Source organism: Acinetobacter sp. V2 (genome assembly GCF_001188385.1).
Classification (GTDB): Bacteria; Pseudomonadota; Gammaproteobacteria; order Pseudomonadales; family Moraxellaceae; genus Acinetobacter; species Acinetobacter oleivorans.
In genome coordinates this window covers 627923-640010 of the sequence record NZ_JZFB01000001.1, presented here as the reverse complement: position 1 = coordinate 640010, position 12088 = coordinate 627923, and the positions used below count along the sequence as shown (strand labels likewise).

Genomic DNA, 12088 nt, shown 5'->3' with positions numbered 1-12088 from the left:
CCAAGCCATTGTGAACCGTATTTTATGGATGCAATCAGAGTATCCACTGTCAGCCAACGATACGATTTTGCAAAAAACGCCTTGTACTTTTGATGTTTCGGTATGGGAGTTTTTCTGGTCATATTTAGTCGGTGCACGATTGGTTATGGCACCTGTAGATGCACATCGTGATCCATTGGCATTATTAAGCCTCATTCAAAAATATCAGGTAACAACATTACATTTTGTACCTTCAATGTTGGCTGTTTTTGAAAATGCTGCTACCGAAATTTTGCCATCTGCTCAGCGTCAAAGTTTGCCAATCCGCCGAGTGTTCTGTAGTGGTGAGGCATTACCAACGGCTTTAGCAAAATCATTTACCGAGCACTTTAGCTGTGAGCTACATAACTTATATGGCCCAACGGAAGCTGCGGTAGATGTGAGTTATATGGATGCAACACTGGGACTACATTCGCAAGAAAGTAGCGTTGCAATTGGATATCCAGTCTGGAATACCCAGCTTTATATTTTAGATCAATACTTACGTCCTGTTCCTGTTGGCGTGGACGGTGAGCTTTATTTAGCAGGTCATCAATTGGCCATGGGTTATTTGCATCGAGCAGACTTAACAGCAACTCGTTTTGTGGCAAATCCATTCGCAGCAGGTCAACGCATGTACCGTACTGGTGATATTGCTCGATGGCATGCAGACGGCAGTATTCAATATGTGGGCCGTGCTGATGACCAGTTAAAGATACGTGGGCAACGTATTGAATTGGGTGAAATTGAACAGCAATTACGCTTACTCAGTGGTCTTGATGTGGTTGTACATCCTATCTCTTCTGAACAAAATAAAGCTGATGTTCAGTTGGTTGCTTACTTGCAAACAACAGCACCTGTGGACATTGAGCAGCTAAAGAAACAATTGGCGAAACAGCTTCCTGCATATATGGTGCCAACACACTATGTGTTAGTTGAGAAATTCCCATTAAGTCATAATGGTAAGCTGGACCGTAAAGCGCTGCCGCAACCACAGCTAGAGTCTTCAAATACAGAAAAACAGTACGCCACCACTGCTTTTGAGCATGAACTGACACGTATTTTCCAGCAAGTTCTAAATACAGATCAAAATATTGGTGTTAACGAAGATTTCTTTGCCATTGGTGGACATTCCATTTTGGTGATGAAGCTTGCAATTGAAATCCGAAAAGAATTTAAGCGTACCATTCCAATTGGCCAGTTAATGAGTCATGTCACGATTCAACGTTTAGCAGCTTTACTTCTTACACAAGAACGTCTGGCAGAAGTTGAACAAACTGGCATGCAGCCTATTTTACCCATCCGTTCCGGCTCTGGGCATCCATTGTTCTGTTTCTACCCAGGTTCTGGTTCAGCATGGCAATATACGGTTCTGAATCGTTATTTGCATTCTGATTTGCCTATTATCGGTTTGCAGTCTCCTCGACCAGATGGCCTATTGGCAAATAGTACTGATATGAATGAGTTGGTTGAAAAACAACTTGAGATTATTCGCAAACAACAACCAACAGGACCTTATACGTTACTAGGTTATTCACTTGGCGGCACTGTGGCCTATGCAGTTGCAGCGAAGTTAACTGAACAAGGTGAAAAAGTTGATTATCTCGGCTTATTAGACACTTACCCTGCTGAAATTCATCAGTGGTTAGATTTGTCGGTAGAGGAAATGAATGCTGAAGCTGAACAAGAACAGCTTCAATTCTTCAATGATATTTTAGCCGATGCAGATACGGCATTAAATGAAGAAACCCGTCGTTTACAAGAGGATATTTTTGCAAACTATCGCGATGCCGTCCGTTTATTAAAACCTTATAAAATGCCGCAGTTTAATGGTGAACTACACTTAGTTGTCGCTGAAAAAGACTTGCTGCAGTATATCCAACCAGAACAACAATGGTCACCTTTAGTTAAAAAACTCAATATTGTTCGACTAAGTGAAGCTGACCATACCGATATATTGTCTCCGCAGCAGCTTGAAACACTTGGTCCGATTTTAAACCGCATGATTTGTCAGGCACGCGGTTTAGAGGAGCACACGCCATGAGCTTCAAATCTATATTGACCGACTTTAGTCTTTTAAAACGTAATGCGCATTTCCGACATGTATTTATTGCCCGCACATTGTCATTGTTAACCATTGGCATGCTGGTAGTGGCTATTCCAAAACAAGTCTATGATATTACGGGTAACTCGCTTAACGTTGCAGTTGCAATGGCTTTTGAAGGCATTGCCATGTTTATTGGTTTATTGCTTGGTGGTTTGCTCTCAGATCGCAAAGACCGAAAATGGCTAATTTTATTGGCACGTGGTGTATGTGGCTTAGGCTTTGCTGGCCTCGCGATTAATGCCATGTTTGAGCACCCGTCGCTCTATGCTATTTATTTTTTATCGGCATGGGATGGTTTCTTTGGTGCACTCGGTGTAACGGCAATGATGGCGATCATGCCTGTGATTGTAGGGCGCGAAAATATTGTACAAGCCCGTGCGATCAGTATGGTATCTGTACGGCTTGCAACTGTTATTTCACCAGCAATCGGCGGTATATTAATTGCTACTAGTGGTGTTGCAACTGTGTATTGGGTCTCAACGGTGGGTACTTTACTTACTGTGTTTTTATTAATGGGGCTACCTGCCCTTAAACCGCAACATACATCAAATGGCGAAAGTCCTCTTCGTCAATTAGCTCAAGGGTTTAAATTCGTTTTTAAAAATAAAGTAGTCGGTAGTACTATTTTAATTGGAACATTGCTCAGTTTTAGCAGTGCTATTCGTATTATTTTTCCGCAAATGGCAGATGAAATTTTTCACGGCGGCGCATTTGAACTCGGACTTATGTATTCAGCTGTGCCTTTAGGCTCGACTTTAGGTGCCTTACTGAGTGGATGGACAACACGGTTACTTAGACCCGGCTTAGTTATGCTCTATACGTGCTTAGGTGTTTTTAGCTGTATGATTATGATTGGGCTTTCACCTTGGCTCATCGTGACTTTACCAATTTTGTGTGTGTTTGGATATTTGATGTCGATTGCCAACTTGCTTCAATACAGTATTGTGCAAGGACATACACCTGATGAATATTTAGGGCGTATTAATTCAATCTGGCTTGCACAAGATGCATTAGGCGATTCGATTGCCACTACAACTTTAGGTCTTTTAACGCGTTTCTTACCAATATCAGGAAGTATCCTCTTCTTTGGCATACTAAGCTTTGCAGTAGGATTTATGTTCCTATTCAACTCTCAAGATATGCGTGAAACAGGATTCCAAGATCCTAAGTTACAAGAAAATTAAACCCTACATAAAAAGAAGGCAATTCGTTGCCTTCTTTTATTTTAAGCAAAATTTCGTGCCTGAAAAACCCAAGTCATAATATGGTCTTGCTCTACAGCCCAGCCACCTTGATATTGTTCTAAGAGTTCATAGCGTTGTTGAATTTCTGGCAAAAAAGTTAGCGTTAATGTTTGATTTTTTAAATTAATATCAACGATAGATGCTTCTAAGAAATCGATATATTGCTTTGCAGTAGGATAAACCGCTTTATATAGGCTTTCTTTTACAGAGAAAATTAAGCTCACATAACGGGCAAAATCAAAAAACTCTGCCGCTTTACCTTTCCATAAATTAAACTCAGATGGCGTTAAAATAAGATGTGCGCTCTCTTGAGCAAATTCTGAGGTCACCCAGTGCTCAATATCAATTCCCAAATAAACCGAATTATTAGATAGCGCAACAATTAACTTATTTTGTGAATGACTAATGCTCCCCAAAACATGGGATGGCCAAATGGGCAAATGTTCGTGCATAGAGGTTATTGGCTGATCTAAACCAAAATGATGATTTAAAACAGCTTGAGCTAATACCCTGCCACATAAATACTCATTTTTACGATCGGCACAAGCTTGAGCAATTTTTAGGGGATGCTCTAATCGTTGGTCTATATGCAAATGCTGCATTTTTGATAAATCTAGCCCATAACAAAATAGCTCTGATGTAAAAAAAATAGGGTTCGAAATTTCATAAATTGATGTACTGATTTGTTCAGGAATGTATAGATAATGATTCACTGTATTCGATTCAAAATAAATATTTTTAATGAGTTATCTCCTATCTTAACTTACTCACTGTAAATTCATAAATAATTATATTTATCATTTGATAATAATTATTATTTACTTATACTATTGGGTAAATTTTGACTTTAATACTTATAAACAGCGATTATGAAACTTATAGGACTTTTTTTGACCCTGTTAGGAGCGGTCAGTATCTATTGTAGTCATAGCAACCAAAATCTGTTGTCTCAACATCTTCCTACTTTCTTTAAGTATTTGGGTCTAGCGCTATTAGGCATTGGATTTATTGCGCTCTTTGCAAGCTTACCCAAAGTGGTTGCCGCTTTTTGCTGGTTCATGCTCATCATTTTTGCGTGGTCGTTTCTTCCTTTTATGGCGCTTTTTAAACGGAAACTGGTTTCATGAAAGCTAAAATTCAGTCTCCGATCCAGCCAGACTGGTGGAGTAAAACTTTTGCTGGTGGTGTTTTAGGTCTAAGTCTTTCTATCGCGATTGGCAATTTGTTTGTTTTATTAGGCCAACCTTATGTTGCCATGGATTTATTAGTGCAAGTGGGTATGTGGAGTGTTCCTTGGGTTTGGATGCCGATTATGTTTGGCAGTTATTTTTTTACGACTGGACGAAAAGCGATTATCTATTTATTGATTGCGAATGCCCTAGCGTATAGCTGTATTTTTGTCTTACGGGGTTAAACATGAAAGTACGTTCAGACATCATGAAATTAGCAAAAAGCATGCATACTTGGGTGGGTGTATGTGCAGGAATTTTGCTTTTTATCTGTTTCTTTGCTGGTGGGCTCAGCATGTTTCAGCACCATATTAGTAAGTGGGCTACGCCAACACAGCAAGTTTTACCGAAAGTCTCACCCGATCAATATAATGAACTTATTCAAAAAGTACAGACCGTCTATCCTGCTGCACAAAAGAACTTCACACTAAATTTATCGTCCAATGAATTTCACTATGCACCCATTACTTGGAGCCAACATGAACGTGGCGATGGTTTTAATGCTGCTCAGTCTACGTGGATGGCAAGCTTAGATAACAACGGCGAGTTAATTGTTGCTCAAGAAAACTTATCTAAAGCAGGCTGGCTAATTGAACAGTTGCATGAAACAGCAGGCATACCGGGCATGGCAGGCCATCACGGATTAGGTCTCTATGTGATGGGCGTGGTTTCAATTTTATATTTTCTTGCCCTGCTTTCAGGAGTGATCATACTTTTACCAACCTTGGTAAAGGATTATTTTGTTATTCGGCCTGGCAAAAATAAAAAGCGCTTTTGGTTAGATGCGCATAACGTGATTGGAATTACGAGCTTACCGTTCCACATCATTATTAGTATTAGCGTTATTGTCTTTGCTTTTCATGACCTTTTTTATGATGCGATTGGACAACTTGCACTCAAAGGACAGCCTGTTTTTCAGCGTTCTCCCCCTGCGCTTATTCAACCTAAACAAACGCACATTGATGTGCAGCAAATATTAGCTCAAGCTAAAAAAGTAGCGCCTGAATATTCAGTTGACTATATCCAGTTCAGTGGCCTAGACAAACCTGAAAAAGCCAATGCACGTATTGCCCTGTATAGTTCAGATCAGATGTTGCGCGGTGCAAATCATGACTTTATGCGTATGAATCCATATGCAGTTGAGCACTTTAATCATAAAGGCATTAACACACAGACTGATGCTGGGAATAAGTTAATCAACGCCATGTTTAGTCTACATTTTGGAAGTTTTGGTGGTACGGGCGTACGTTGGATTTATTTTGTGTTAGGTGTCGGTGGCGCTTTCTTGTTTTATACAGGTAACATCCTTTGGGTTGAAACTCGAGCACGTAAACAAAAGCGTGCTGAAGATCCTGTTCCTGTTCAACGTAAAGATGTGGTGTTCCTTGCGAATTTAACTATAGGTGCATGTTTAGGGTGTGTTTTAGCTGTCGTAGGTACAATGTTGGCCAGTCGTTGGCTTTTCGCTACACTCAACATTGAAAGCATGAATCACCTCTTTATGTATGGTTATTATGCGATTTTCCTACTGACTTTGATTTATACCTTTGCGATTGGCTACGCAAAAGCTTTACCACAACTGCTGTTAACCTTGGTTTTAGTGCTATTTGCGATTCCGCTTACATCCCTTTTAGCCTACTTCATTCCTCAAAGTGGCTTATGGGTACATGGCGGAGAAATCTTGGTGGTTGATTTATTAGCTATCATTTTTGCTTTCGCTTTCTGGCGTTTTTATCAACAAGCCCAAGATCGCCGAAAATCTGCTCCAACAGGTAGTTTATGGGCTAATTAACGCTATAAATCAATGACTGAAATAATGTGTGAAATATGAAAAATTATAAAATCCACATTGTTTCGGTCAGTTGTTTAATTTCTTGAATATCATGACTCACATAAATCATCGGAATTTTTATTTCCTCTTTTACCTTCTGAAAAAAAGGAATAATTTCAGCTTTATGATTCGCATCTAGTGCCGATAAAGGTTCATCAAGTAGCAACAGCTTAGGTGAATATAATAATGCCCGACCCAGTGCCACGCGCTGTTTTTCCCCTCCTGAGAGTTTGATCGGCATACGTTGTAATAAGTGCCCTAATTTTAATAACTCAATAATGTAATCTGCTTCGAAGTGACGTTCTTGTTGGGATAGGTGCTTAAGACCAAATAATAAATTTTGTTTTACCGTTTTATGCGGAAAAAGCTGAGCATCTTGAAAAACCAATCCAACATGCCGCTTTTGGGTACTCAAGTTAATGTTTTGATCTGAATCAAACCATGTTTGATCCTGTATTTTAATGACTCCACTATGCGGTGTGTTTAGTCCGGCAATAGCATGTAAAATGGACGTTTTACCTGACCCAGATGCACCAAAAAGCCCAATAACAGAAGCATCTGACTGAAAACTAGGCTCAATCTGAAATTGCCCCATGTGTAGCTGAAAACGGCAATCAATCAACATAACCTTACCGTCCTAAGCGTTTCTTTTGATAACGATGAAACCATTGTGCAAACCATAGCGCTAAAAATGCCACACTTAACGATAAAACAATAAGCCGTTGAATAACGGCCTCGGTATCGGGTTGTTGCATTAGGCTATACATGGCCAAAGGTAAAGTACGGGTTTCATTTGAAATATTACCCACAAAGGTAATGGTCGCACCAAACTCACCTAAACTACGGCAAAAACATAAAATAGCACCAACTAAAATACCACTGCTGGCAAGTGGCATCGTGACATGAAAAAATGCCCCTAAAGATGAGGCACCTAATGTCTTTGCTGCCATTTCTAAGCGCTGATCGACCAGTTCAATCGCTAATCGAATAGATTGAACCAATAACGGGAAACCCATCACTGCCGAGGCAAGAACGGCGCCTTTCCAGTTAAATGCGAAATCAATTCCAAGTGGCGCCAAATATTGCCCAATAATGCCGCGGCTCCCAAAAACTTGTAAAAGCAAATAACCAGGAACGACTGGCGGTAGCACTAAAGGTAAAAACACTAATGTTTCAATGAATGACTTACCCCAAAACTCTTTACGCGCCAAAAACCATCCCACACAAATTGCAGGAATAATGCTGACCACAAGACAACTTGCTGCAACCTTACAAGAAAGTTGTAGCACGCTGAGCTCTTCTGGGGTTAAAGAAAACATCATGGTTTAACTGGAGCTAGCACACTAAAGCCATATTTTTTAAAGACTGCTTTAGCTTGGTTGCTTTGTAAAAATTGATAGAACTTTGCTGAGTTTGAGTTCTTTTTAATCAACCCTACAGGATAAATAATTGGTGAATGTGCATTTTCTGGAAATATGCCAGCTACCTTCACATCTTTGCTAATTGCTGCATCGGTTGCATAGACAATCCCAACCTGACATTCACCACGCGCAACAAAATTTAATGCAGCTCGAACATCTTCTGTTTCAACTAACTTTGGCTCAATACGGCTCCACCAACCTAGGTTAGTAAAAGCTTGTTTAGCATATTTGCCTACAGGCACACTTTTGGTATCCCCTGTACAAATCTTGCCTGTAAATACTTTATTGGGATCGGTCGTTTTATCTAGTTTTACATTTAGTGACTGCCCTTTAGGGGTAATTAGAACCAGACGGTTGCCTAATAGATTTATACGGTCATTTGCTGCAACTCGTTTTTTATTTTTCAGATAATCCATCCACTGGGTATCAGCAGAGATAAATACATCAGCTGGTGCCCCCGCTTCAATCTGTTTCGCCAATGTCGATGAACCTGCATATGAGGTTTTAACTTCTACTTTATTTTGTTTTTCGTAAATTTTTTCTAAATCGTTAATCGCATTCGTTAAGCTCGCTGCTGCATAAACGGTAACCGATTCAGCCTTGGCTGGAACATTAAAGACCAATCCTATACTGAGCACCGAACAGGCTAAAGCCAACTTTTTTATCTTCGTATCACTTACCATTATGTCTACCTTTTTGTCGTTTTTTGCAGCGATATATACTCAAGAATATAGCGATAAGCATAGACGATGAAAAGTAGAAATTATTTATAAAGATAGATATTTTTTCTGAACAATTAAAAATTATAGTTAAGCAAAACTGATTCGCTCTTAAATTCTTTGATTTATAAAATATTTCTCATCTTATTTCTTTAAATAGCTACTCATAATTTGATAATCATGTTCTAAGGCTTGTCGAGCATTGATTTCCATTTGGCGATAGTGTTCTAAGACTTTCTGGCCCAAAGCTGTAACGGCTGCCCCACCACCATGTGTTCCGCCTGTTTGAGTTTCAACTAAAGCTGTTTCGAAGCATTGATTCATGGTGTCTACCAACTGCCATGCACGACGGTAGCTCATATTCATAGATTTTGCAGCTTGTGAGATCGAACCAGTTTTCTCAATTGCTTCAAGTAAGTCTGCCTTACCTGGTCCAAATGCAATGTTCTGCTCTAAAAGAATTCTAATCTGTAATTTTAAATTTTGTTCTTTCATAGACTTAGTTCACAAAAGTTTATTTTATGCTCACTAACATTATAGGGAAGTTTAACAAGCTAAGACATATACAAATTTAAATCTCTACTCTTTCCTAAAAATAGTCTTATTAAAAAATCAAAACTGCACAAAGTGGATAAAGATCTGGAAAAAACGGATAGAGGTAAAGACCTAATCGCGGTTCAATCAGTTAAAAGCTGAATGAATAGGATTGAGCAAATGACCTCATCTAATTTAAAACAATGGAATGATTTTGTAGATGGATGTATCGACTTCCGTCCTAACGATGGCGTGTTCCGTATTGCACGTAATATGTTTACTGAGCCTGAACTATTTGACTTGGAAATGGAACTTATTTTTGAAAAGGTTTGGATTTATGCATGTCACGAAAGTGAGATTCCAAACAATCATGATTTCCTAACAGTTCAAATTGGTCGTCAACCGATTATTGTGAGTCGTGATGGTAAAGGCGAATTACACGCGATGGTCAATGCTTGTGAGCATCGCGGCGCGACCTTAACCCGTGTTGCTAAAGGCAACCAATCTACATTTACTTGTCCATTCCACGCATGGTGCTACAAGTCAGATGGCCGCTTGGTGAAAGTCAAAGCACCTGGTGAATATTGTGAAGATTTTGATAAATCAAGCCGTGGTTTAAAACAAGGCCGTATTGCCAGCTATCGTGGATTTGTATTTGTAAGCCTTGATAATCAAGCAACAGATTCTCTAGAAGACTTTTTGGGCGATGCAAAACTGTTTCTTGATTTAATGGTTAATCAGTCGCCAACAGGTGAACTCGAAGTATTACAAGGTAAGTCATCTTATACCTTTGCAGGTAACTGGAAGCTACAAAATGAAAATGGCTTAGATGGCTATCATGTAAGTACTGTTCACTATAACTATGTCTCTACAGTCCAACACCGGCAACAAGTCAATGCATCAAAAGGTGAAGAACTCGATACGCTTGACTATAGCAAGTTAGGTGCTGGTGATTCAGAAACTGATGATGGTTGGTTTAGTTTTAAAAATGGTCATAGTGTGTTGTTTAGTGACATGCCGAACCCAACAGTTCGTCCGGGTTACAGCACGGTTATGCCGTATATGGTCGAAAAATATGGCGACAAATATGCTGAATGGGCAATGCATCGTTTAAGAAACTTGAACTTGTACCCTAGCCTATTTTTTATGGACCAAATTAGTTCTCAGCTTCGTATTGTTCGTCCAGTGGCATGGAATAAAACCGAAGTCATCAGTCAATGCATTGGGGTTAAAGGCGAATCTGCTGAAGCGCGCCGTAACCGTATTCGCCAGTTTGAAGATTTCTTTAACGTATCAGGCCTTGGTACACCAGACGATTTAGTTGAATTCCGTGAACAGCAAAAGGGTTTCCAAGCACGACTTGAACGTTGGAGCGATATTTCTCGCGGCTGTCAGTCTTGGGAATATGGCGCGACCAAAAACTCACAAGATTTAGGCATTCAACCCGTCATTACTGGCCGAGAGTTTACCCACGAAGGACTCTATGTAAACCAGCATGGACACTGGCAACGTCTAATGCTCGACGGATTAAACAAGAAAGCCTTAAAAATGCAGGATATTACTTTTGAAAACAATGCCGTAATGGATGAGGTGTAACCATGTCACAAGAACTAAATTTTGCTGTATCTCAGTTTTTGTACAAAAAAGCAGAACTTTGTGATGCTTATGACTGGGATGCCTATCTAGAGCTTTACGATGAAGATAGTGAATATCATATTCCACAGTGGATTGATGACCATAATTATGTTCAAGATCCAAATCAGGGTTTGTCTTATATTTATTATGCAGACCGTACAGGACTCGAAGACCGTGTATTCCGTATTCGTACAGGAAAAGCTGCGTCTGCAACACCGTTACCACGTACGTTACACAGCATGAATAACATTCGAGTTAAAACACTGGATGATGGATTAATTGAAGCAAAAGTCGCATGGCAAACGCTCTATAACCGTCAAGGATTAGAAGGTTGTTTTTACGGACACGCTACTTATCTTTTACGCCAAACAGCAGATGGTTTCCGTATTCGTCGTCAGCACAGCATTTTGCTTAATGACAAAATTGATTCCGTTTTAGACTTCTATCACGTTTAAGGGGAATGAAAATGGGACATTCAGTTGCACTTAACTTTGCCGATGGCAAAACCTTTTTCATTTCGGTAAATAACGACGAATTGTTGCTTGATGCAGCAGTTCGCCAAGGAATTAACCTACCGCTGGACTGCCGTGAAGGTGTTTGTGGTACCTGTCAGGGTCAGTGTGAAACTGGTATTTATGAACAAGAATATGTTGATGAAGACGCATTAAGTGAGCGTGATTTGGCTGAGCGTAAAATGTTAGCTTGCCAGACACGTGTGAAATCAGATGCAGCTTTTTATTTCGATCATGATTCTGCGATCTGTAACGCTGGTGATACCTTAAAAATTGAAACCAAAGTCACTGCGGTTGAGCTGGTTTCTGAAACGACAGCAATCTTACATCTTGATGCAAGCAGTCATGCTGAACAACTTCAGTTTTTACCGGGTCAATATGCTCGTTTGCAAATTCCAGATACTGAAGATTGGCGCTCATATTCATTTGCAAACAGACCAAACGCAACCAATCAATTGCAATTCTTAATTCGTCTTTTGCCAGACGGTGTTATGAGTAATTTTTTGCGTGATCGTTGTCAGGTCGGACAAACCCTACTTATTGAAGCCCCGCTTGGTAGTTTCTATTTACGTGAAGTACAGCGACCACTGGTTTTTGTGGCAGGTGGAACAGGGTTATCGGCTTTCTTGGGAATGCTAGATAACTTGGTTGAACAGCCTAACTCACCTGCCGTTCAGTTGTATTACGGCGTAAATAATGAAACTGACTTGTGTGAACAACAGCGTTTACATGCCTATGCTGAACAGCTACCAAACTTTAGTTATCACCCGATTGTGACTAAAGCAACCGAAGCTTGGCAAGGTAAAGCTGGCTATATTCATGAGCACTTAAATAAAGA

Annotated in this window: 12 protein-coding genes; 7 read left to right on the top strand and 5 right to left on the bottom strand. The window is 39.9% G+C overall.

All coding sequences use genetic code 11. From position 1 onward, the window contains the following. Positions 1-2062: AMP-binding protein (locus UC75_RS19925; protein ID WP_228137044.1), on the top strand; the 2062-nt coding region annotated here is incomplete at its 5' end. After that, positions 2059-3309 (top strand): enterobactin transporter EntS, encoded by a 1251-nt coding sequence (entS, locus tag UC75_RS02985; RefSeq protein WP_049836632.1) that lies wholly within the window; start codon positions 2059-2061, stop codon positions 3307-3309. The genes UC75_RS19925 and entS, both read left to right, overlap by 4 nt. Positions 3310-3350: 41 nt before the next feature. On the opposite strand, the gene UC75_RS02980 is transcribed toward entS, so the two are convergent. Continuing rightward, on the bottom strand, positions 3351-4082 hold the full coding sequence (locus tag UC75_RS02980; protein ID WP_049836631.1) for a 4'-phosphopantetheinyl transferase family protein: 732 nt from the start codon (positions 4080-4082) through the stop codon (positions 3351-3353). A gap of 410 nt (positions 4083-4492) precedes the next feature. Here UC75_RS02980 and UC75_RS02970 point away from each other — a divergent pair, with 410 nt between their 5' ends. Next, entirely contained in the window at positions 4493-4783 is a 291-nt protein-coding gene (locus UC75_RS02970; protein WP_049836629.1) for a hypothetical protein, read from the top strand. Positions 4784-4785: 2 nt separating this feature from the next. Then, positions 4786-6390: a PepSY-associated TM helix domain-containing protein gene (locus tag UC75_RS02965; protein WP_049836628.1), complete on the top strand. Its 1605-nt coding sequence runs from the start codon at positions 4786-4788 to the stop codon at positions 6388-6390. Positions 6391-6433: 43 nt separating this feature from the next. Here UC75_RS02965 and UC75_RS02960 read toward each other — a convergent pair whose 3' ends face one another. The 4 genes from UC75_RS02960 to UC75_RS02945 form a co-directional block, all read right to left on the bottom strand. Then, on the bottom strand, positions 6434-7054 hold the full coding sequence (locus tag UC75_RS02960) for an ATP-binding cassette domain-containing protein (protein WP_049836627.1): 621 nt from the start codon (positions 7052-7054) through the stop codon (positions 6434-6436). Between the two features lie 4 nt (positions 7055-7058). After that, complete coding sequence (gene modB / locus UC75_RS02955) at positions 7059-7751, bottom strand: molybdate ABC transporter permease subunit (RefSeq protein WP_049836626.1); 693 nt, start codon at positions 7749-7751, stop codon at positions 7059-7061. Continuing rightward, positions 7748-8533: a molybdate ABC transporter substrate-binding protein gene (gene modA, locus UC75_RS02950; protein ID WP_049836625.1), complete on the bottom strand. Its 786-nt coding sequence runs from the start codon at positions 8531-8533 to the stop codon at positions 7748-7750. Before modA ends, modB begins: the two co-directional genes overlap by 4 nt. A 180-nt stretch (positions 8534-8713) precedes the next feature. Then, positions 8714-9064: a winged helix-turn-helix domain-containing protein gene (locus UC75_RS02945; protein ID WP_049836624.1), complete on the bottom strand. Its 351-nt coding sequence runs from the start codon at positions 9062-9064 to the stop codon at positions 8714-8716. A 219-nt stretch (positions 9065-9283) separates the two neighbouring features. Between UC75_RS02945 and antA the strand changes: the two genes are divergently transcribed. The 3 genes from antA to antC all read left to right on the top strand — a co-directional run. Then, positions 9284-10699 (top strand): anthranilate 1,2-dioxygenase large subunit, encoded by a 1416-nt coding sequence (antA, locus tag UC75_RS02940; protein WP_049836623.1) that lies wholly within the window; start codon positions 9284-9286, stop codon positions 10697-10699. A 2-nt stretch (positions 10700-10701) separates the two neighbouring features. Beyond that, on the top strand, positions 10702-11193 hold the full coding sequence (gene antB / locus UC75_RS02935; protein WP_004701688.1) for an anthranilate 1,2-dioxygenase small subunit: 492 nt from the start codon (positions 10702-10704) through the stop codon (positions 11191-11193). Between the two features lie 5 nt (positions 11194-11198). Then, the coding region (gene antC, locus UC75_RS02930) for an anthranilate 1,2-dioxygenase electron transfer component AntC (RefSeq protein WP_228137043.1) at positions 11199-12088 on the top strand (890 nt) is incomplete at its 3' end.

Bases quoted from the DNA above. Each gene is read 5' to 3' on its own strand.
- entS (WP_049836632.1), top strand. From the start codon at position 2,059: ATGAGCTTCAAATCTATATTGACCGACTTTAGTCTTTTAAAACGTAAT.
- UC75_RS02970 (WP_049836629.1), top strand. From the start codon at position 4,493: ATGAAAGCTAAAATTCAGTCTCCGATCCAGCCAGACTGGTGGAGTAAA.
- UC75_RS02965 (WP_049836628.1), top strand. From the start codon at position 4,786: ATGAAAGTACGTTCAGACATCATGAAATTAGCAAAAAGCATGCATACT.
- UC75_RS02960 (WP_049836627.1), bottom strand. From the start codon at position 7,054: ATGTTGATTGATTGCCGTTTTCAGCTACACATGGGGCAATTTCAGATT.
- modB (WP_049836626.1), bottom strand. From the start codon at position 7,751: ATGATGTTTTCTTTAACCCCAGAAGAGCTCAGCGTGCTACAACTTTCT.
- modA (WP_049836625.1), bottom strand. From the start codon at position 8,533: ATGGTAAGTGATACGAAGATAAAAAAGTTGGCTTTAGCCTGTTCGGTG.
- UC75_RS02945 (WP_049836624.1), bottom strand. From the start codon at position 9,064: ATGAAAGAACAAAATTTAAAATTACAGATTAGAATTCTTTTAGAGCAG.
- antA (WP_049836623.1), top strand. From the start codon at position 9,284: ATGACCTCATCTAATTTAAAACAATGGAATGATTTTGTAGATGGATGT.
- antB (WP_004701688.1), top strand. From the start codon at position 10,702: ATGTCACAAGAACTAAATTTTGCTGTATCTCAGTTTTTGTACAAAAAA.